Origin of the sequence: Agrobacterium sp., assembly GCF_032092815.1 — a bacterium.
Taxonomy (GTDB): Bacteria; Pseudomonadota; Alphaproteobacteria; order Rhizobiales; family Rhizobiaceae; genus Agrobacterium.
The window spans coordinates 85,061-106,042 of record NZ_DAMDBP010000001.1; the positions used below are offsets into that span (position 1 = coordinate 85,061).

The 20,982-nt window shown below is 54.2% G+C and carries 22 protein-coding genes; 7 read left to right on the forward strand and 15 right to left on the reverse strand.

Translation table 11 applies throughout. From position 1 onward, the window contains the following. Positions 1–224: 224 nt before the first annotated feature. The gene (locus tag RT613_RS00370; RefSeq protein ID WP_313612069.1) at positions 225–512 is read right to left on the reverse strand and encodes a hypothetical protein; all 288 of its coding nucleotides are present in this window, start codon (positions 510–512) and stop codon (positions 225–227) included. Between the two features lie 272 nt (positions 513–784). Between RT613_RS00370 and RT613_RS00375 the strand changes: the two genes are divergently transcribed. Next, on the forward strand, positions 785–1,951 hold the full coding sequence (locus tag RT613_RS00375) for a hypothetical protein (protein WP_313612071.1): 1,167 nt from the start codon (positions 785–787) through the stop codon (positions 1,949–1,951). 62 nt (positions 1,952–2,013) lie between these two features. Here RT613_RS00375 and RT613_RS00380 read toward each other — a convergent pair whose 3' ends face one another. The 5 genes from RT613_RS00380 to odc2 all read right to left on the reverse strand — a co-directional run bounded on the left by RT613_RS00380 (position 2,014) and on the right by odc2 (position 6,546). Beyond that, positions 2,014–2,661, reverse strand: coding sequence for a porin family protein (locus tag RT613_RS00380; RefSeq protein ID WP_313612072.1), 648 nt, complete (start codon positions 2,659–2,661; stop codon positions 2,014–2,016). Positions 2,662–2,993: 332 nt separating this feature from the next. Further along, a complete protein-coding gene (locus RT613_RS00385; protein ID WP_313612074.1) occupies positions 2,994–3,458 on the reverse strand; it encodes a glyoxalase superfamily protein in 465 nt (154 codons plus the stop codon). Between the two features lie 201 nt (positions 3,459–3,659). Continuing rightward, the gene (locus RT613_RS00390; RefSeq protein ID WP_313612076.1) at positions 3,660–4,346 is read right to left on the reverse strand and encodes an OmpW family protein; all 687 of its coding nucleotides are present in this window, start codon (positions 4,344–4,346) and stop codon (positions 3,660–3,662) included. Between the two features lie 303 nt (positions 4,347–4,649). Then, positions 4,650–5,219 carry an N-acetyltransferase gene (locus RT613_RS00395; protein ID WP_313612078.1) on the reverse strand — a complete coding sequence of 190 codons (570 nt, stop codon included), beginning with the start codon at positions 5,217–5,219 and terminating at the stop codon, positions 4,650–4,652. Positions 5,220–5,412: 193 nt separating this feature from the next. Next, positions 5,413–6,546 (reverse strand): ornithine/lysine decarboxylase, encoded by a 1,134-nt coding sequence (gene odc2, locus RT613_RS00400; protein WP_313612080.1) that lies wholly within the window; start codon positions 6,544–6,546, stop codon positions 5,413–5,415. 448 nt (positions 6,547–6,994) lie between these two features. Between odc2 and RT613_RS00405 the strand changes: the two genes are divergently transcribed. From RT613_RS00405 to RT613_RS00415, 3 genes are all read left to right on the forward strand, one after another. Next, positions 6,995–7,888 carry a LysR family transcriptional regulator gene (locus RT613_RS00405; RefSeq protein WP_313612082.1) on the forward strand — a complete coding sequence of 298 codons (894 nt, stop codon included), beginning with the start codon at positions 6,995–6,997 and terminating at the stop codon, positions 7,886–7,888. Between the two features lie 116 nt (positions 7,889–8,004). Then, on the forward strand, positions 8,005–8,649 hold the full coding sequence (locus RT613_RS00410; RefSeq protein ID WP_313612084.1) for a DUF1007 family protein: 645 nt from the start codon (positions 8,005–8,007) through the stop codon (positions 8,647–8,649). After that, complete coding sequence (locus RT613_RS00415) at positions 8,646–9,698, forward strand: nickel/cobalt transporter (protein ID WP_313612086.1); 1,053 nt, start codon at positions 8,646–8,648, stop codon at positions 9,696–9,698. The genes RT613_RS00410 and RT613_RS00415 overlap by 4 nt, the downstream gene beginning before the upstream one ends. Before the next feature lie 12 nt (positions 9,699–9,710). Here the strand turns inward: RT613_RS00415 and RT613_RS00420 are convergent, their stop codons facing one another. The 4 genes from RT613_RS00420 to RT613_RS00435 form a co-directional block, all read right to left on the reverse strand. After that, positions 9,711–9,935 (reverse strand): hypothetical protein, encoded by a 225-nt coding sequence (locus RT613_RS00420; protein ID WP_313612087.1) that lies wholly within the window; start codon positions 9,933–9,935, stop codon positions 9,711–9,713. Then, the gene (locus RT613_RS00425) at positions 9,932–10,615 is read right to left on the reverse strand and encodes a GNAT family protein (RefSeq protein ID WP_313612088.1); all 684 of its coding nucleotides are present in this window, start codon (positions 10,613–10,615) and stop codon (positions 9,932–9,934) included. Before RT613_RS00425 ends, RT613_RS00420 begins: the two co-directional genes overlap by 4 nt. Before the next feature lie 142 nt (positions 10,616–10,757). Further along, positions 10,758–11,459: a tellurite resistance TerB family protein gene (locus RT613_RS00430; RefSeq protein ID WP_313612089.1), complete on the reverse strand. Its 702-nt coding sequence runs from the start codon at positions 11,457–11,459 to the stop codon at positions 10,758–10,760. A gap of 126 nt (positions 11,460–11,585) precedes the next feature. After that, positions 11,586–12,224: a 2-dehydro-3-deoxy-phosphogluconate aldolase gene (locus RT613_RS00435; RefSeq protein ID WP_313612091.1), complete on the reverse strand. Its 639-nt coding sequence runs from the start codon at positions 12,222–12,224 to the stop codon at positions 11,586–11,588. Positions 12,225–12,379: 155 nt separating this feature from the next. On the opposite strand from RT613_RS00435, the gene RT613_RS00440 reads away from it, so the two are divergent. From RT613_RS00440 to RT613_RS00450, 3 genes are all read left to right on the forward strand, one after another. After that, positions 12,380–12,868, forward strand: coding sequence for a CYTH domain-containing protein (locus RT613_RS00440; protein ID WP_313612092.1), 489 nt, complete (start codon positions 12,380–12,382; stop codon positions 12,866–12,868). Next, positions 12,852–13,763, forward strand: a complete 912-nt coding sequence (locus RT613_RS00445) for a CHAD domain-containing protein (protein ID WP_313612093.1) — start codon at positions 12,852–12,854, stop codon at positions 13,761–13,763. Before RT613_RS00440 ends, RT613_RS00445 begins: the two co-directional genes overlap by 17 nt. Before the next feature lie 107 nt (positions 13,764–13,870). Beyond that, a complete protein-coding gene (locus RT613_RS00450) occupies positions 13,871–14,815 on the forward strand; it encodes a rhodanese-related sulfurtransferase (RefSeq protein WP_313612095.1) in 945 nt (314 codons plus the stop codon). 110 nt (positions 14,816–14,925) lie between these two features. On the opposite strand, the gene RT613_RS00455 is transcribed toward RT613_RS00450, so the two are convergent. The 5 genes from RT613_RS00455 to RT613_RS00475 form a co-directional block, all read right to left on the reverse strand. Then, on the reverse strand, positions 14,926–17,136 hold the full coding sequence (locus RT613_RS00455) for a bifunctional diguanylate cyclase/phosphodiesterase (RefSeq protein ID WP_313612097.1): 2,211 nt from the start codon (positions 17,134–17,136) through the stop codon (positions 14,926–14,928). A gap of 193 nt (positions 17,137–17,329) precedes the next feature. Next, positions 17,330–18,109, reverse strand: coding sequence for a MetQ/NlpA family ABC transporter substrate-binding protein (locus tag RT613_RS00460; RefSeq protein ID WP_313612099.1), 780 nt, complete (start codon positions 18,107–18,109; stop codon positions 17,330–17,332). A gap of 34 nt (positions 18,110–18,143) precedes the next feature. Beyond that, complete coding sequence (locus RT613_RS00465; RefSeq protein WP_313612101.1) at positions 18,144–18,812, reverse strand: methionine ABC transporter permease; 669 nt, start codon at positions 18,810–18,812, stop codon at positions 18,144–18,146. Beyond that, positions 18,802–19,902, reverse strand: a complete 1,101-nt coding sequence (locus RT613_RS00470; RefSeq protein WP_409558730.1) for a methionine ABC transporter ATP-binding protein — start codon at positions 19,900–19,902, stop codon at positions 18,802–18,804. Before RT613_RS00470 ends, RT613_RS00465 begins: the two co-directional genes overlap by 11 nt. A 343-nt stretch (positions 19,903–20,245) precedes the next feature. Continuing rightward, complete coding sequence (locus RT613_RS00475; protein ID WP_313612103.1) at positions 20,246–20,878, reverse strand: NAD(P)H-dependent oxidoreductase; 633 nt, start codon at positions 20,876–20,878, stop codon at positions 20,246–20,248. Positions 20,879–20,982 lie beyond the last annotated feature (104 nt).

Here is a 20,982-nt window from a genome sequence, read left to right on the forward strand (position 1 = left end):
ACAAAAGAAGGGAGCCTCGCGGCTCCCTTTGAATTTTCAATGCATTTTGTTGCTCTTGTCAGCCGTGTAGCGTTTAAAGCGCGAGGTTTTTTTGAACTTGTTGTACCGTGCGCTTTAAGCGTTAGCCCTGTTTTTACGGGTATCACCGCGAGCGTCCAATCCGGATATTCGCATCGATACCATGGGCCACTATTGCGCCGTCGCCACACTATTGCGGATTGGCATTAGTGGCCACGCTTCTTCTTGCTGCTGGACTTGTTGTTGTTGAGAACATCAACGTCCGTGTTGTTGCCATTCAGGATACCGCTGAGAATACCGGTCTTGTTGCCGTTCAGGATACCGTTGTTGGACAGGATGCCGCTGACACCGAGATCGACATTTGGTGCAACGACAACGAGCGCACCATTATTGGTGTTCTTGCCGGACAGGATACCCAACAGGCCGCCGGCATGAGCCGGAGCAACAGTGGCAACGGAAAGAACAGCAGCAACACAAGCAAACTTGGCAATCATTTCACTCTCCCTTTGGTTGAAAGCATCACCGTTGATGCAGTTCTGATGGTAGCCGTGAATGACCTTTATGCAAGAACATGCTAATGTTATAATAAACCATTAACATTAACGTCTAAAATTTTAACGGATACTTAAATGCGTGCGTTCGGCACGGGCACTCACTACTTTCGGTGCCGAACCAATACAGCCTATCGTCGTACAATAAGTGCATAGAAAGCTGTTATTAACCATACAAATGTAAGTTATTACTACATTAGAGTATGGAGATAATAATGCGTCGGGGGGGATATGCATCGCTTGTTCTGGGGTTCGTATGCTGTCACACCGCCCAAGCCAATGAAATTGACGTGACCTATGGTGCCGGCCATTCCTTTGACGACAATTATTTCTTCGACACCAATAATATGGCTGCTCAAAGCTATAATGCGAACCTTGGCTTGCGTGGTTCTCTGGATATCGATGGCGGCAAAATTGGCTATGCTGTCAGCCATGAAGAAGTCCGTGTACCCAAATATCGCTTTGCTGAAGAACACAATACCCAAGCAGAAATCAGCCTGACCAAAGCAATCGGTGAAAAACTTGAATTTGCCGCCAAGGTCAGTGGCATTCGCAGTGATGCAGGAGATATCTTTCTCAAACTTCCCGAAGAGGTGCTGGGCTATCGCCGACTCGACCACAAGATAGATGCCACAACAGGCCTTACATTGACTGCGCTTGGCGGTAAAAACACCGTGACTTTCAACTACTCCAATCTACTGAAGGGCAAGGCCTATTTCAGACCAGCCTATATTCTGCCCGCAAGGTTGGAAGCAAATGAAGCAGCCTTTGGCATCAAGGCAGATCACATCCGTCCGTTTGCAAGCGGCGAACTTGGTTTTGCGCTCACTTATAATGAAAGCGTTATCCGTGACAGTCAGCAACAGAAATTTGAGCGTTTTCCAGCCCGAACTCTGCGAGGGTCAGTCGCCTTTGGCCGCAAGATTTCAGAAAACTTCGCCTTTTTGACGGAGGCAGGCCTAACCACCATTTCGAGCGCCCATATCAGCGACACTGTGCAGCACACCCGCCCTTATGTCCGGGCGGAGGTGGAATGGAAAGCCAATGATATCTTTGCCTTTGGCGGAGCCTTTTCGCAGGACTACGCCCTGGTCGACATGGATGACCCGATTGCCGAGTTCGAGCGGCGTTGGAAAGTGGTGATGAAGACCACTATCACCGACAATATCAGCGTCGATCTCGGCTTTGAACGAACCTATAGTGAGTGGCTCTACTACGACTATGGAACAGGCGAAAAAAACCTGTTCGCAACCTTGTCATTTGAAACCGGCAACAACCGCAAGCTGGAGTTTGAGTTCAGTCGCCTGCTGCATGACGAAAAAGATGCCGATTTCAATTATAGCGGCAATACCATTGCGTCGCGCTTCAGCGGTACATTTTGACAAAAAATGCCCGACCTCAACGAAGAGACCGGGCATCTTCAAAACGAGAACTCTAAAGTTCTTTAGAACTTATAGCCAACGCCAACATTGACCTGGTGCTCTCTAACCTTGAGGCTGTAGCTGTCAGCGCCGTCGGTGTAGGTGTTCTTGCCAAAATCGTTGTAACGATATTCAGCGCGAGCAAAGATGTTGTCAGTGATGGCATAGTCAACACCGACGCCAACTGTCCAGCCATGGAACGTGTCGCTATCGCTGTAGCCAGGGACAGAAAGCTTGCCCTTGGTCACTGCATAACCACCGGCAGCATAGACCAGTGCCTTGTCGAAGGCATAACCAACACGTGCACGCGCAGACCCGTTCACACCAGCTTCGATCTTAGCGTCGTCAACTGTCTTGTCGCCCCAGTTGTAAGCGAGTTCGCCTTCAGCACCGAGAATGATGGAAGGTGCGATTTCAGCGTTGTAACCAGCAAAACCACCGAAACGTGCGCCATTGAAGGTTGTCGAACCGGAATCGGTACCATCGTCCAGCTTCACCTTGTCCCAAGCATAACCGCCGGTCACACCGCCGTAGAAACCACCCCACGAAAATGCAGGTGCAGCGTAATCGGCAACAGGTGCAGCAGGCACCTCGTTCACAGCGTCAGCAGCCTGGGCAACGCCCGAGAATGCGGATACAGCGACTGCGGCGAGGATAAGATTTTTCAACATTAGTACATTCCTTGATATGATTGGCTCTCGCTACAGCCTCTCCCTATAGTTGTCTATGACAATTCTACCACAGTGGGAAATCCTCAGATAACTTTCCCGTTTAGGTTTATGAATGGTTACAAACAGTGTTAGTTGGTAATCATTCCTATAGTGATTTTTGCATCGCCATTGCGGGCTTGCCGACACAAGTGGTGTCGAATGCCGTACGGCATGGGACAATATCATCTTCAAAACCCACGCATGCGAATCATCTGATAAAACAAGGCATTAGGGCAAGCGACCATAAGTGAATAAAACCTACCTGCCCCAAACTGTTCGGTCTTGCGATATTGCTACCAAATCAACTCGACCTGAGGACGACCGTTCGATGTCTTTTCCGTCGTTCGACCAGTGCCATCGACGTTACAATGCACGCGCTGCCTGAAGGCAGAGAAGCTCTCAAACGTCACCACATCGACAGGTTGGTCTAAATGCAACGTTAACCTGTACCGCTCAGGACTGCCGCCCAGTGACTGGACACCCAGAACCTCAGCTTCAAAAGCCTGTCCGAGATAATAACCCCGCACCCTTGATCCCAGCAGATAGGGATTGAACGGCGGACGATTGCCGACCCGCGCATGCAGTGTGTTCCAGTCCCGAAAGCCCATCTGTGCAGCAATCAGTTCCAGTGATTTGGAATGGGAAATCGTTTGCCCGTCAACCTGAAGCCGGGTTCGCAGGCGTTTCGCCTGATCTTTCAATGTCTCGAGCGACGGAAGTGTCGCAGACGCGTTTGATTGTGAAGCCGTATGTGCCACGACAGTTCTCCAAAAAAGGCATGCTTTTCAGAAGGGGTCCGCGTTGCCATCGGGTCGCACGCAAATGCCGGAAAACCGTGGTTCAATCGAGAGAGGCTTCACCATGGCAAATGCCTGCGGACGGCCGGGGCTCTCACCCGTGACCGCCCTTATAAGACATGAGGCCCGTCTTCGTCAAACGGGCCTCACAGAAAGCACAGATCAGAAGCGGTAGGTGATACCGGCACCTATCAGCCAAGGATCGATCTTGGCCTTGCCGCTGACCGGGCCAAGCACATCATGTGTGGCTGTCCACTTCGTATCGAGGAAGATTTTCTTCACGTCGAAGTTCACACCCCAGTTCTTGTTGATCATGTAGTCGGCACCGATCTGAAGCGCGTAACCAAAATCGTTTTTAACATCGAGGTTGGAGAAGCCGGGCTTTTCAGACTGGTTATAGAACAGCGAGTAGTTCACACCGGCACCGACATAAGGCTTGAAGTTGCCGAAATTGGTGAAGTGGTACTGCAGCGTCAGCGTCGGAGGCAGCAGCCAGGATTTGCCAACCGCAACGCCATCAAGACCACCGGTGCCATCGATCTTGGCGTAGGTGGTACCGAGGATCAGTTCTGCAGCAATATTGTCGGTGAAGAAGTAGCTGATATCGAGTTCAGGGATCACGGTATCGGAATAGGAGAGACCAGCGCCGGGCAACTGGTCAACGGAACCGCTGTCATGGGTGATAACGCCAACGCCGCGAACACGGATCATCCAAGGGCTTGCCGCCTCAATGGCTTCTTCAACGGTTGGCGCAGGCGCTGGAGGCGCAAGATCTGCAGCCATGGCGTTAGCACCCGTCAATGCTACCCCAGCCATCAACATGGCCCGCATTGCGTTCTTCGTGTTCATTTCATCTCTCCTTGTACCAATTGAGCACCGAAACCTGCTTTGCTCCATCAGTGGCAGGCTTGGCACGGCAACATCGCCTGCACATCTGGGATCGGTTTTTCCCGGTCAGCAGGGTTGTTGGAGGGACTATGAAACCTCAAACAGGCAGGGTGAGTTGAGCCAGATCAAACGTCTGAATTTAACACCGGGTTTTCGAACAGGGAAAATCAGGTCGCGGCAAAAATGTCACAGTCACAGTGGTTGCCCAAAACAATAATGGCCCCAGACGGGGCCACTGTTTGAATATAAATTCGGAAACATCCATCAGTAGGAAAGCTTGCGACCGCTGGCCACCAGCATGCCCGCTGCACCATCCAGCCAGCCATCTTTCAGTTCCAGTGCCAGAAACCGATGGCGCTCAAATGGACCTGGCATGACAAGATGCTGCGTCTTTGCGGCAAAAAAACCGAAACGTTCGTAATAAGGCGCATCGCCGACCAGCAGAATGGCGCCGTGGCCACGGCTGGATGCTTCTGCAATGGCCGCGCGCATCAGGGCAGCACCAATGCCTTTGCCTTCATGCATGGAATCAACCGCCAACGGTCCAAGCAGGAGAGCGGGCAATGCCCGTCCTTCCGGTGTGACACCAGCTTCAACGTTCCAGAGCCGCACGGTGCCGATGACGTGACCGTCATTGTCACGCGCAACCAGCGCCAGCCCATCGGCCGGAATCCGCCCCTTGCGCAGCTTTTCGGAAGACTTGCGGCGACGACCGGGGCCCATGGCGCGGTCGAGCAGGTTTTCGCGCGCAACAACATCACCAGGGTTTTCAGCTTCGATGTGAAAGGTCTGCGGCGAAAAAAACGCCCGGACTGAATTGAGAACAGCGGCCATCACGGCCTCCCGTTACATAACCGCGCACAAGCGGCCCCAAAACAACAGATGAAATTAGCCGTCCCGGCCCCTCGTCCGCTCGTCCTCACGGGAGGAGGTGCAGCAAGCAGGGGTCGCGCAAAGCGTGGCGCGAGGCCGGAACGGAAAGATCCGGGTTAAGTGGCCGGGGCACTGATTCCCGACCAAAGAACACTCAGATCACATAGGATTTGAGAGGTTCGAAACCGTTGAACGCCACCGCCGAATAGGTGGTGGTGTACGCGCCAGTGCCTTCGATCAGAACTTCATCGCCAATCGTCAGGGAGACGGGCAGCGGATACATGTTCTTTTCGTACAGCACGTCGGCGCTGTCGCAGGTCGGACCGGCCAAAACGCAAGGCTGCATTTCGTCCTGATCGCGCTCCGTGCGGATCGGGTAACGAATGGCTTCGTCCATGGTTTCAGCAAGACCACCGAACTTGCCAATATCGAGGTAGACCCAACGATGATTGTCGTTGTCGGACTTGCGCGATACCAGAACGACTTCCGCCTTGATCACACCGGCATTTCCAACCATGCCACGGCCTGGCTCGATGATCGTCTGTGGGATCTGGTTACCGAAGTGCGTGCGAAGCGCTGAATCGATTGCCTGACCGTAAGCTTCTGCAGACGGAATGTCGCGCAGATACTTGGTTGGGAAACCACCACCCATGTTGACCATCTTCAGGTGGATGCCCTGCTTGGCAAGAGAGGCAAAAACCCGCTTTGCATCGCCAAGAGCAGCGTCCCATGCGTCGAGGTTCAGCATCTGCGAACCGACGTGGAAGGACACACCGTAGGATTCAAGGCCGAGCTGGTGTGCGTAAACCAGTACATCAACAGCCATCTGCGGCACGCAGCCGAACTTGCGGGAAAGCGGCCATTCGGCACCTTCACCATCAGTCAGGACGCGGCAGAACACGCGGGCGCCAGGCGCTGCGCGGGAAACCTTTTCAACTTCCTCATGGCTGTCCACCGCAAACAGGCCAACGCCCAGTTCGAAAGCGCGAGAGATGTCCCGCTCCTTCTTGATGGTGTTGCCGTAGGAAATACGGTCAGCAGATGCACCGGCGTCAAGCGCCATCTGGATTTCAGCAACCGAAGCGCAGTCGAAGTTCGAGCCGAGAGAGGCGAGCAGCGACAGGATTTCAGGGGCCGGATTTGCCTTAACGGCGTAATAGATCGCGCTGTTCGGCAGAGCATGCTCGAAAGCGTGATAATTGTCGCGCACAACGTCGAGATCGACCACGAGGCATGGGCCTTCTGGGCGGCGGGTCTTGATGAAGTCAATGATGCGTGCAGTCGTCATCGTTGTAATCCCTGTAGAATCCGGCTCCGGAAAAACCGGAGGACAAAGAACGCTCGAGATATGCTTACCGATCAGCCGGTGGAGGCGCAGATCAGTTGCATACGCTCAAGGCGCAAATATGGACAAGACCCTGCCAAGGGCATTATCCGGCTTTGTCTGCCATAGATTGGAGGGATTGGACCCAACCGCACTTCCGGCAATGATGGTGTGCCTCTTTAGTACCCCGGCTGATGGAAAGCCAGGTACCTTACCGAACTCCTCACCACATCGAGGGACGGCGGACACCCATGGGCACGTGCGACTTTGGGCAAGACGGGAAATAAGAATATTCGCCGTCATAATCAAGAGGATTTTTTCATCACGTTGAGGTTTTTTTCACCAAGCATTTTTCCATTGAACGCCAGAGCTCGAACGTTCAATTATATGGAACAAACAGGAGAAAATGCTGATGGACACCCTCACCCGCATTCGCGCTTTTATTGACGTCGTCGAAGCGGAAGGTTTCTCGGCCGCAGCCCGCAAAACCGGGCGCTCAAAAGCACTGCTGTCCAAATATGTGCGCGAGCTGGAAGACGACCTTGGCGCATTGCTGCTCAACCGCACAACACGCCAGTTCTCGCTGACAGAAGCTGGCCACACCTACTATCGCACGGCCTCCGACATTCTGAAGGAAATCGACAACCTTGCCGATCTCGTTCGCGAGAACAATGCTGATCTCAAGGGAAAGCTGCGCATCTCCGTTCCGCGCACATTCATCGACGCCGATATTGGCCAGAGCCTGATCGATTTCGCCAAGGAAAATCCCGAGTTGCAGCTTGAGATTCTTGCCGAAGACCGTTTTGTCGACCTGATCGAGGAAGGGTTCGATCTCGCCGTGCGCATTACCAAGCTGGAGGATTCCGGCCTCATTGCTCGCAAGTTGTCGGATTTCAGGGTCTATGCCGTTGCCACAGCAGATTTCGTTGCCAAATACGGCCCGCTGAATGAGCCACAGGACATGTCCCGCGTGCCGTTCATTGTCGATACCAATTCACGCTTCCACAACAACATCAGGTATTTCGAACCCAATGGCGCCAATGCCTCGGTTGCCGTCAGCGGTCCGATCGAAGTTAACAGTCCGCAAGCCACCCTGCGTGCAGCCCGCACAGGGCTGGGTGTTGCCATGGTGCCTGACTTCATTGCAAAGCCCTATATCCAGTCTGGAGAACTGGTCACACTGTTCGATGACTACATTGCCAGGGACAGAGGCATCTATGCGGTTTACCCGCATCGTCGTTATCTGCCAGCCAAGGTGCGCAGCTTCGTGGACTTCCTGTCAAACTGGTTCCGCAAGCAGGGATAAGCGGACAGATCAGCCGCAGATAAATTCTGCTGATAAATTGATTGTGAGCTGAGTCGAAATTCGGTCCCAATTTCCGCTAAAACTGGCTGACAGATTCGCAAGGGGTATATGGGCCGATGAAAAAGACGAAAACCGCACTCGTGGCCTGCCTCATGCTGGCCCCTGCTCCGGCCTTCGCCCATCCGCATATTTTCACAGAAGCTCGCCTCGAAGTCATTGGCGGCCCGGATGGCAATATCAGCGAGCTGCGCAACATCTGGCGCTTCGATGAAATGTTCTCCTCCAGCGTGATGCTGGATTTCGACAAGAACAGCGACCTGAAGCTCGACAAGGACGAATTGGCCGAGGTGGGCAAGGTGGTGCATGAATCGCTTGCCGACTTCGATTATTACACCTTCGTCACCGAAGATGGCAAAAAGACTGACCTCGCAAAACCGGACGCCATTCATGTCGATTACGACAATGGCCAGATCCTGATGTTCTTTTCCATCAAGCCCGCCAAACCCATGCCGATGAAGGGCAAGATGAGTTTTGGTGTCTGGGATCCGACCATGTACACCGCGATCGATTTTGCAAATGATACGGATCTCGCCACCAAGGGCGATGGTTTTGCCAAGTGTCAACGCGCCGTCATCCGGCCCGACGCCGATGAGGTGCTGGCACAAAACCAGTCCACTCTGACTGACGCGTTTTTTAATGACCCGACCGGAACAGACATGTCGAAACTGTTTTCGACAAGGCTTGAGGTAACCTGCCCATGAACAACAGACTGAACCGCGTGGTGCCGCTTCTTCTCGTCAGCGGCCTGTTTCTGGCAACCGCTGCCCATGCGCAGTCGCCACTTGGTATCGGTTCTGCTGAACCTTCTTTTTCAGTGTCGGGCCCATTCGGTTCATTTTTTGCCTGGATCAACATGCACCAGCAAAGCTTTTATCGAGCGCTGACTGGCGCATTGAAGGCGATGCGCGAAGATACCTGGGCGCTAACATCCCTGATCGGGCTTTCCTTCGCCTATGGTGTGTTTCACGCTGCCGGCCCCGGTCACGGCAAGGCAGTCATCTCCTCCTACATGATCGCCAATGAGACGGAACTGCGCCGCGGTGTGCTCATCTCGCTCATTTCAGCCCTGATGCAAGGCATCGTCGCCATTCTGCTGGTTGGCGCCGCATATCTGGTGTTGCGCGGCACATCCATCACCATGACCAAGGCAACGCAGACCATGGAGATCGCCAGCTTTGCCATGATCGCCCTGTTCGGCGCATGGCTGCTGGTGCGCAAACTGCGCAGTATCCTGGTGCGTGAGCCTGTAGCTCCGGTGGTTGCCGAAACTGTGGCCAGCAGCACGCTAAGTACCAAGGGCATGGGCACGGGTCTCAAATTCAAGGGACAACAGGTCTTCCCGGATCATCAGCACAGTGGCGCTGGCAACGTCTGCTCGACATGTGGCCATGCGCATGCGCCAGACCCGTCCATGCTAAGCTCAAAAGATTTCAGCCTGCATGAAGCCTGGTCTGCCATCATTGCCGTTGGCTTACGTCCCTGCTCGGGCGCCATTATCGTGATGAGCTTTTCGCTGCTCAACGGACTCTATCTTGGCGGCGTTCTGTCGGTGCTGGCCATGTCTATCGGCACAGCCATCACTGTAACCATCCTTGCCACACTCGCTGTCATGGCCAAGGACGTAGCCATCCGTTATGCCGGTTCCGGCACAACAAGAGCCATGCGCGTCGCAACCGTCATCGAGATCGCTGGCGCGTTGTTTGTATTGCTGATGGGCCTTGCGCTGCTGGGTGCATCTCTGCAGGCCTGACACGGCAGGCTGTTAGCTGTCAGACTTGTTCTTTTGTTGCTGGTAGCGTGCCCGCAGCCAGAACAGGAAGAAAAACGACAGCACGGCAAGCGCACCAAAGCCGGCCGCCAGCCAAGGCGAATAATCAGCCAGCCACAGCATGATGTTTGGCATCACAAAAAACAGCAGGGCAACGCCAACGAAGATAACGGCGGCGGCAAAAACCGGCGAGCTTCCCTTCGGACCAGTATCCGTCATGCTGAAAGCTCCGCACGAATATCTTCCAGCTTGCGTTTCTGCGAACCATCCGCGTTGAAATTGCCGGGTTCAAGCCAGGCCTCGAAAGCTTCACGTATAACCGGCCACTCACCATCGATCATCGAAAACCATGCGGTATCGCGGTTGGCACCTTTCGAGATCATGTGCTGGCGGAAAATACCTTCAAAGGTAAAACCATAACGTTTTGCAGTGATCTTGCTCGGTTCGTTTTCGTTGTGGCATTTCCACTCATAGCGGCGATACCCAAGGTCATCGAACACGTGTTTCGCCATCAGGTAATGCACTTCAGTTGAAAGCGGCGATCGTTTCATGGCCGCGCCATGCGCCACCGAGCCGACCTCAACGACGCCATTGGCCGGGTCCGGCCGCATGTAGCTGGCCATGCCAACGACCTGATCGCTCGTATTTTCAGTAAAGACGAGTGTCACCCAGCCCAGCTTCTGCTGCGCGCCCTCAATCCAGTCACCAAACGCATCCGCGTCCGGGAAGGCTTGTTGCGGGAAGTATTTCAAAAGCGCGTTGGTGTCAGTCCCGCCAAGGGCATCCCAGAGCTTTTGCAGATGCGCGGCGCGATCGAATGGCAGAGCCGTCACATAACGACCGTGCAGCGTTACCGGTTTCGGAGCCGGACATCCCTTGAAGTTGGTCAGATCGCGCATTCTTTTCCTCATCATTTTGTTGGGAAAAGATTTAGGCCAGTCATTTTGCAAAAACAACAGTCTATCGGCGTGTGCCTTCCCTCTGTCGATCAAGACGGAGGGAAGAATTCAAAGGTTCAACCGAACGGCTTAACCCGTGCCATCAGACCTTGGCAGCGGAAACCGTTGCTTCAATGTGATCAACCAGCGCATCCGGCAGACCAAGGCGACCGGCCAGGAGGTCGAGATAACCACGTTCTGCGCGCGTATCAGGATCAATCGTCAGACGGGACGCCGTATAAAGCTCCACCTTCTGCTCTTCGGTTTTGGCGGCGGCCACCAGTGCGTCCACATCAAGCGGATCAGCCAGTTCCTTTTCAATGAAACGTTCAGCTTCCGTATCGAGACCGGAAATCTGTACCTTTTCCATGATGCGGGCCCGTTCACCAGCGTCGATGTGACCATCGGCCTTGGCCGCAGCAATCATCGCCTGAACAAGCGTCAAAGCAAAATCATTGGAAAGCGTGGCAGACTGCGGATGAAAGGGAGAATCCGCCGGGGGCGGCAAAAGCTCCGTTGTCGGCTCAGGCTGTGGGGCGTTTTGTGGCGCCTGCCCGGATTTGTAGTTTTGATATGCGAGATAACCAAGGCCAGCGATGGCGGCGATGCCACCAACCGTTGCCACATTACCGGCCAGCTTGCGGCCAGTCTTTGTGCCGAGAATGGCCGCAGCGAGCGCGCCGGTTTTCAGCGGATTGTTCTTGGCGATATCGGCAGCCTGGCCCGCTCTGTCACGAACGCTCCCTGAAAGCCCCGGCACCTGAGAACCAAGGAATTGTTCAAGAAGCTTCTTGGCGTCGAACATCAAAATCTCCTGTTTCGATCAAACTCGAAACTGGAGATAGGGACGGCAATTGCCAAATACAAATTATAAAAGCCAGCGTGACGGTGATCACGCTGGCTTTCAAATATTTGAAGTATTGCGGTGGCCTTAAGCCGAAAGCGCTGCCGCTTCGGCTGCGAGCTTGGTAATGCCGGCCCAATCGCCCGTTGCCACCAGTTCACGCGGTGCAACCCACGAGCCACCAACGCATACAACGTTTGGTAGGGATAGGTAGTCATTGGCGTTCTTGAGCGAGATACTGCCGGTTGGGCAGAACACCGTGCCTGCGAGCGGTGAAGACAGCGCCTTGAGGTAAGGCGCACCACCAGCCTGCTCGGCCGGGAAGAATTTCAGAACCTTGTAGCCTTCGTCGCGCAGCGCCATGACTTCGCTTGCCGTTGCAGCACCTGGCAGAAGCGGAACCTTGGAGTTTTTGGCGGCGTCAAGAACGCTTTTGTTCACGCCGGGGCTAACGATGAAGGTTGAGCCAGCTTCAACGGCCGCGTCAAAATCCTTGGCGTTGAGAATGGTGCCAGCGCCGACATGGGCGCCTTCAACTTCTGCAGCAACCGCACGCACCGCATCAAGGGCAGCAGGTGTCCGCATGGTGATCTCGATAGCCTTCAGACCACCGGCAACCAGCGCACGGGCCAGCGGCACCGCAGACGCAACACTGTCAACAATCAGGACAGGCACAACCGGCTGAAGTTTCAGGATGGAAAGAAGTTTTTCAGAGTCCTGCGCCATGATGGTGCCTCCCGGATATGAAACGATTGAAATACTGGGTGATGGATTATCGCGTCGTGATTGTCCTGTCGAGACTAAAGCAAATAATTCAGGCAAATTGCTTTTTCATGACGGTGCCTTGCGATAGGGTGCCACGAAACCGGACATGGACATGCATGGCAAAAGAAATAGAACGCAAATTTCTCGTTTCAGGCGATGGATGGAAAACCAAAGTCTCGTCCAGCATGACTTTCCGCCAAGGATATGTCGTTTCAACAGAAAACCGCTCCGTGCGCATCCGCATCGTCAATGATGAAGACGCGACACTGACAATCAAGATCGGCGCCAGCAGCCTCGTCCGCGATGAATATGAATATTCAGTTCCAATTGCCGATGCAGAGGAATTGATCGGCACCGCAATCGGCAATGTCATTCAGAAGACCCGCCATCTCGTCGAACACAAGGCGTTCACCTGGGAGGTTGATGTGTTTGAAGGCGTTTATGGTGGCCTGGTTGTCGCCGAGGTGGAACTGAACTCTGTCGATGACAACCCTGAAATGCCGGAATGGCTGGGACAGGAAGTCACCGGCGACAAACGTTATTCAAATCAGTTTCTGGCCACGGAAAACCTGCTTGGAGAACTGCCGGATGCCGTATCGTCTTGATCCCGCAAAACCCTTTGCACCAGAGGTCAGGGCACTAGCAACAGCGCTCCTCGACGAGGCGATTGTCATCCTGTCCAATCAGGGCGGTGACCGCCATGAGGCCATTCATGAGGCGCGCAAAAGGTTCAAGCGGCTGCGCGGCCTCTACCGGCTGATCGCCCCGCTTGCACCCGCCTTTTACAAGGCTGAAAACAATCGCCTGCGCGATGTTGCCCGTTCGCTTTCCGGAGCTCGTGATGCTGCGGCACTGGTCGAGAACATCCATTATCTCCACCAGCATGCCCGCTCGGAGGCCGAAGCCAATGCTTTGGACACCGCACGCCAAGCCCTGATGGCACGGCGCGACCGCCTCTACAGCGAAGAAAGCGATCTGCAGGGCACCATCAATGCTGCGATTGGCGAATGCGAAAACGCTCTTGTCGCCATTCAGCATCTGTCGTTACCCGATGGCAGACGCCGCATTGCAAAAGGCATTGCCAAAGCCTGGGTCAAAAACGGCAAACAGGCAGCCCTGGCGCTGCAAGAATGCCGCCGGGGTGAAAAGGCGGAAGCCTTTCACGATCTGCGCAAATGCAGCCAGACCTATCGCATGTATCTTGCCCTGCTGCGCAAGATCTGGCCCTCTGCAATGCTGGCCAAGGAGAACCATGCCACCGCCCTGACTGAGTGTCTGGGGCACCAGAACGACCTGTCGGTTCTCGGTGCCTGTGCCGATCGCGAGCCGGATATTTTTGGCAATGGTGACACGCTCGCGCGCTTGCTGGATGCCATCATCAACCAGCAACAGGCGCTGGAGCACAGCGCACTTGATCTGTCCGACCTCGTTTTTCGTGACGATCCAAAGGCGGAAAGCAAGCTGATCAAATCGCTGTGGAAGCGGGCCGCCGCCGCGTGAAAATGCCTGCACCACAAGGGATTTGACAATATTCAAATTCACCTGAACAGCATAAAAACAGCAGAATCCACATTGCACAGCGTGCCGTCTGGCTGTATTTCAGCGCCATGACCGACACAACGATCCTTCCTCGCCCGGAAGCCACTGGCGATTTTCTCGTGGCTGCCCTCTATCATTTTGCAAGCTTTCCGCGTTTTGAAAGCTTCCGCGAAACGCTGTTCCGCGCCTGTCAGGAACACGGCATCAAGGGCACCTTGCTCCTGGCCCATGAAGGCATCAACGGCACGATTGCCGGAACCGACGAAGGCATTGGCAAAATCCTGGCATTCATCCGCGCGCAACCGGAATTCGCCGCGATGGAGCACAAGGAAAGCCGCGCCTCCAAGATGCCTTTCGTGCGTATGAAGGTGAAGCTAAAAAAAGAAATCGTCACCATGGGCGTGCCGGATATCGATCCGAACAAGATCGTTGGCACCTATGTCGATCCAAAGGATTGGAACGAGTTGATTTCCGACCCTGATACGATCCTGATCGATACGCGCAACGATTATGAAACGGCGATCGGCATTTTCAAGAATGCCGTTGATCCCAATACCAAGACGTTCCGCGAATTTCCGGATTGGGTGAAGAACAATCCCGGCCTGCACAACAAACCGAAAATCGCCATGTATTGCACGGGCGGTATTCGCTGCGAAAAGGCCACAGCCTTTATGAAAGAGCAGGGTTTTGACGAGGTCTACCACCTCAAGGGCGGCATTCTGAAATATCTTGAGGAAGTACCGGAAGAACAAAGCCTGTGGGAAGGCGCCTGCTTCGTGTTCGATGAACGCGTATCGGTGACCCATGGACTTGCGGAAGGCAATCATCAGCTTTGCCACGCCTGCCGCAACCCGATTACCGAAGAAGTTCGTCTGTCTCCAATGTTCGAGGAAGGCGTATCTTGCCCGGGATGTTACGAAGATCGCACGGAAGAAGATCGTGAACGCTTCCGCGAACGCCAGCAGCAAATCATGTTGGCCAAGAAGCGCGGACAGAAGCACATCGGCACTTAAAGCAGCAACACGACACGCAACACCAAGGCACACCGTTTTTGACACGGGTGTGCCTTTTCTTTGTCATTCAGCTTGACAGTGAATGTCGAAGTTGAACGCATCAGATGCGATCAGCCGGCTGCCCGGCTCTGCTCCATAGGCAAGGTTACCTTTTGACGTTCAAGTAAAAGGGTGATCTCTTCAGCCAATACCGGCTTGGAGAAGAGGTACCCCTGCAGCTCATCGCAACCGCACAATTGCAAGATGGATGCCTGCTCAACACTTTCCACGCCTTCGGCCGTTACAGGAATATCCAGCGAACGCGCCAAGGCAACCGTTGCTTCCAGCATATCGAGCGAACGACCACCAGTATCGAGTGCCGCGACCAGCGACCGGTCGATCTTCATTCTGTTGAAACCGAAACGGCGCAGATAACCGACACTGGCAAAACCGGCACCAAAGTCATCAAGGGCGATCTGCACACCCAGTGCTTTCAGTTTTTCGATGACAAAGCTGGCGCGTTCAGGATGCTGGATAAAATAACCCTCGGTCATCTCCAGCCTCAGGCACTGCGGCTCCATCTTCGTCTGGCGCAGCACATCATGCACGAAAGACGAAAATGATGGATTTCTGAACTGCACCGGAGAGATATTGACCGATAGCTTGATTTCCGGCCAGCGACGGGCCGTCATGCACGCCTTGCGCAACACCACCAACCCCAACTGATCGATCAGTCCGCTGGTCTCGGCAACGGGAATGAACACTTCGGGCGACACAGGCCCATGCCCTGCCCTGTTCCAACGTACAAGTGCCTCGACGCCCGTAATTAGGCGGCTTTTGGCATTGACCACCGGCTGGAATACCACGGTCAGCTCATCGTTTTCGATGGCAAGGCGCAGATCCGCCTCGAGCAGGTTACGGTCTTCGCGTTCTGCATCCAGCTGGGCATGATAGGTCACCCAACGTCCGCGACCATTGTCCTTTGCCTCGTACATCGCCATATCGGCGCGTCGCAGCAGCTCTTCTCCATCGACCTCACCGCCCTCGGATGTCGCAACACCAATGCTGCATCCGATTGTTGCCACACGCTCACCAATCACGAAAGGTTCTGCAAACAGAAGCAGACAGGCCTCACACAGTTCAAGGCACTGTTCGCGCGATTGGGGACCACTGATTGCCACGGCAAACTCGTCGCCACCCAGCCGCGCCAGTACGGCCCCTTCAGGCACCAGCATTTTCAAGCCGGCCGAAACGCCCTTGATCAGACGATCGCCGGTTCCATGACCGTAGGAATCATTGACCTCCTTGAACCCATCCAGATCAAGGTAGAGCAGATTGACATCGCCACCTTGCGAACGCGCCTTGGCAACCATCTGTTCGAGGCGCTGGAAAATACCGGCACGATTGTAGAGGCCACTGAGGCGGTCTCTCAATGCTTCTTCCTTTGCCTGCGCTTCATCGCTTTTGATCCGACCGATAATTTTCGAACCGACAAAAAACAGCGTCAGGAAAAACAGACCGGCGATAAACACCGCCAGCAAAACGGTTGGGCGCACTTCCCGGAAACTCACATCGCCCGGCGCACGCGAACGCCATGTCAATTTGCCGAGCAGTTCGCCCTGAGGGCTGAAGATATTGACGAAATAGCGGGCATCGAAATTGGCTTTCCGCAATTGCAGACCATCGACAACATAGGTCTTCGCCAAACGCTTGATCTTGGCAGTGTCCAGATGGCGGGCAAACACCAGATAACGACGCATTTCCCCGGCAGGCACGTCAAGCGCCATCTTGGGGCGGATGAGTGCCACACCGATAACGGTAATGCCTCTGTCAGATTGTATGAATCCTGTCGCCTCCGGGTTCTGCCCCACAGATGTTTGTCGAACCGTGTTAAGCAGTTCTGTCAAACCGCTCGGAAAAAGTTCCTGCGGGGTGCGCAGAACTGGCTGGCCAAACTGATAGAACATCTGCACGCGATCATTGTCGTCAATCACGATGGCCGTATCAAACAGCTCACTGTTGACGGTCATGTCGCCGTAATTGCTGATCACCCAGTCTTGTCGATCGGGCGCATAAACGAACTGGGCCGCATCATCCCAGGCGGCGTAGTCATTGAGCGTGGCGCCCAACTGCGCCTGAAATGTCTCCAGGGCACCGGTAATGGTTTCGCGCGAACGTTCCTCATCCAACTTGTTGGTGTTCTGAGCAACGTCGTTCAGAGCGGACAAAACGAGCATCGTGACGACTGTTACAATAACGGCCAAAGCAGCAAGGAGAGCAGTGACGATGCGACGCCACTCTCTTTGCGATGTATTCACGACGTTTCGCGGTTTACTCCGCATGCAATTCCCTTCAAGAAAACAACACTTTCCGGGGAAATTGTTCAAAAGATATTAAATCTGCGATCGACCACCCCCCTTAAAAAGCACAGGTATGAAACTATAGTCGGCCAATGGGAATTTTCCGAACAACAAAAAGCCTCCCTCACTTTCGCGAGGAAGGCCCAAAAACCTGAGGTATTTTGCGGTAAAAAGCTTACCAGGACGGAATGACCGTGCCCTTGAATTCTTCGTTGATGTAAGCCTTCACTTCCGGGCTCTGATAAGATTCAACCAGAGTTTTTACCCATGGTTGGTCCTTGTCGGCAGTGCGCACAACGATGATGTTCGCATAAGGGGATTTTTCGCTTTCAATCGCGATGGAATCCGTCTTCGGGTTAAGGCCGCCCTGCGAAGCATAGTTGGTGTTGATGACCGAAGCATCGGTATCATCAAGCGCGCGTGGAAGCTGGGCAGCATCCAGTTCTGCAAACTGCAGGTTCTTCGGATTTTCGATAACGTCAGCTGGCGTTACCTTTAGACCAGCTTCTTCCTTGACCTTGATCAGGCCCTTGGAGGCCAGAACCAGCAGAGCGCGCCCGCCATTGGTCGGGTCATTCGGAATGCCGATTGTCGCGCCGTCCTTCAGTTCGTCCAGGCTCTTTACCTTCTTGGAGTAAACGCCCATCGGAGTGGTGATGGTTGTGCCAACGCTGACAAGGTCGAACTTGCGGTCAGCGACCTGGTTGTCGAGGTATGGCTGGTGCTGGAAAGAGTTTGCGTTCAGCTCGCCATCATTGAGCGCCTGGTTCGGAACGACGTAATCAGAGAACTCAAGAATTTCGAGATCGAGATCCTTCTTGGCAGCCACTTCCTTGACCACTTCCATGATCTTGGCATGTTCGCCCGGCGTTACACCAATCTTGATGGTTTCGGCCAGCGCGCTGCCGGTGGAAAACAGAGCAGCAAGCGAAGCTGCGATAATCAGTTTTTTCATGTCAGTCTCCTTGGGATAGATTGTTGTTTTCTTTTTAATTTTTACGGGTTCTTTTGTCGAAGTGACGCGCAAGCCTGTCACCGGCACTTTGAACGAGCTGCACCAGAACGATCAGCACAAGCACAACAGCAAGCATGACTTCCGGCATGAAGCGCTGGTATCCATAACGAATGCCAAGGTCGCCTAGACCACCACCGCCAACCGCACCAACCATCGCCGAATAGCCTATCAGGCTGACCAACGTCAGGGTAATGGCAAGCGTAATGCCGGGTTTTGCTTCAGCCAGAAGCACCTTGGTGACGATCTGCACTGGCGTCGCACCCATGGCGCGCGCAGCCTCAACCAGACCCTTGTCGACTTCGCGGATCGCGGCTTCCACCAGACGCGCCACGAACGGAACGGTTGCAAGCGTCAGCGGAACAATTGCAGCCGAAGTACCAATCGAGGTGCCGGCAATAAGACGGGTGAAAGGAATAATCGCCACCACCAGAATGATGAACGGTGTCGAGCGGGCTGCGTTGACAATGAGGCCGACAATCCGGTTGGTCATCGGCGCTTCAAACAATTCGCCCTTGCCACTTGTGGCAAGGAAAATACCAATCGGCAGGCCGAGAAGCGAACCGACGAGGCCGGAAATCGCCACCATGTGCAGCGTCTGTAACAGGCCCTTCCACAGAAGGTTAAAAAGCATATCAGGCGACATAGCCGAGCACCTCCGTGGCAAGACCGGTTTCCGCGTAGAAACGGTTGGCGCGGGCCGTTGTTTCAGGATTTGCAGGATAGGAAACCACCAGCGAACCAAAGGGCTCGCCCGCAATCTCCTCAATGGTGCCTGCCAGAATGTTGACGTCAGGGCCAATTTCATTGACCAGACGCGCCGTCAGCGGCTGGAAGGCCGTGGCACCAAAAAAGATCAACCGCACCAGCACACGGTCTTCATTGCCGCCCGGCAGCTTCAAGGCACCGCTGATCCATTCGGGAAGTTTTGCACCAATCGAGGACGACAGCAGGCTGCGCGTCGTCTCGTGCTTGGCAGCCGTGAAGACATCAAAGGTACGACCACTCTCGACAATCAGTCCCTTGTCGATCACAGCCACTTGCGAGGCGATGGTTTTGACCACCTCCATCTCATGGGTGATCAGCAGCACCGTCAGGTTCAGTTCCGCATTGATCTTGCGCAGAAGTTCCAGAATGGATTGGGTGGTTTCCGGGTCGAGTGCCGAGGTCGCCTCATCCGAAAGCAGCAGTTTTGGTTCAGTGGCCAGAGCGCGGGCGATGCCCACACGCTGTTTCTGACCACCGGACAATTCTGCAGGGTAACGATTGGCCTTGTCACCAAGTCCAACGAGATCGAGCAGAGGCTGAACCTTCTTTTTGATCTCCTGGCTGCTGACACCGGAAATTTCCAGCGGCAGCGCGACATTTTCGTAAGCCGTGCGCGAAGCCAGCAGGTTGAAGTGCTGGAAAATCATGCCGATCGAGCGGCGCAACTGCCGCAGGCCGTTTTCATCAAGTCCGCCAACATCAACGCCGTCGACCAGAACCCTGCCTGATGTCAGCGTTTCAAGACCATTGACCAGACGGATAAGGGTCGACTTGCCTGCCCCGGAACGGCCGATAATACCGGTGATCGAACCACGCGGCACGGAAAGATCGACGCCGCCAAGCGCCGTGAACGCGGCCTGACCATTCTGGCCGCCAAAAAGTTTGGTGACATTTTCAAACACAACCATGGCATCAGCATTCGCTGGTGGTTGCTGAGCGGTGTCAGCCGCTGTGGATTGGATACTCATGGATAACTCTACGGATCGTGTCTGTTGTGCGTATCTCTTTAAATCAATTCCGGCTGAAATAAAGGATTCTGCTTATTTTGGTGTCTATCCTGCCTCATTCAGGGCATCAATGATGCCGACAAGATAAGCACGCGTGCATTCACTGCGTCTTGTTACGCAGCCTCGCAGCACATTCGGTTACAGCACATATTCCGTGTCATTCTATTCTGCTTTCACGCCGAAGTCTCTGTCGGCTTTCTCAAGTGTCGCAAACATGCCCGTATGCGACACCTTTTGACAGGGAAAATTTTTCAATTAACGCACGATTTCAGAAAAATCTTCCGCAGGATTGATCAAACCTTGATCACTTGACGGAAGAGATCAGTTGATCGCTCGGGCGACGCACCTTTTTCAGGTTAACCAGCCAATCGCCATCTTCCTTGCGGTAACCAAGCGGCAGGATGGTCACGGAACGCAAGCCCTTGGCGCGCAGACCGAGAATTTCGTCCAGCTTGTCCGGGTCAAAACCTTCCATCGGCGTGGAATCTACGCCTTCGAATGCCGCCTGTGCCACTGCCATGCCAAAGGCAATATAGGCCTGGCGTGCAGCATGCTCGAAATTGACCTGCGGATCACGGGGCGGGTAGGTGTTCAGGAGCATCTGGCGATAATTTTCCCAGCCTTCATTCCTGATACCGCGCTCTTCGTTGACGAGGTCAAACATGTCGTTGATGCGCTCAGCGGTGTAATTATCCCACGCCGCAAAAACCAGGAGATGCGATCCATCGGTGATCTGCGCCTGGTTCCAGGCAATTTCCTGGATCTTCGCGCGAACGTCCGGATTGGTCACAACGATGATTTCAAAGGGTTGCAGGCCACTGGATGTGGGCGCAAGGCGTGCTGCCTCAAGAATGCGCTCGACCTTGTCTTCGGCGACAGGTTTCGACGGGTCCATTTTTTTCGTGGCATAACGCCAGTTCAATTTTTCAATAAGCAAAGCAGTCTCCTTGGGAGGATCACTGACGCTGCCAATATGCAGACGTGCAGGTTTCAAGCTGAAACCCGCTACACATAGGATGCCTGCCCGCATCTGCAAGCAGG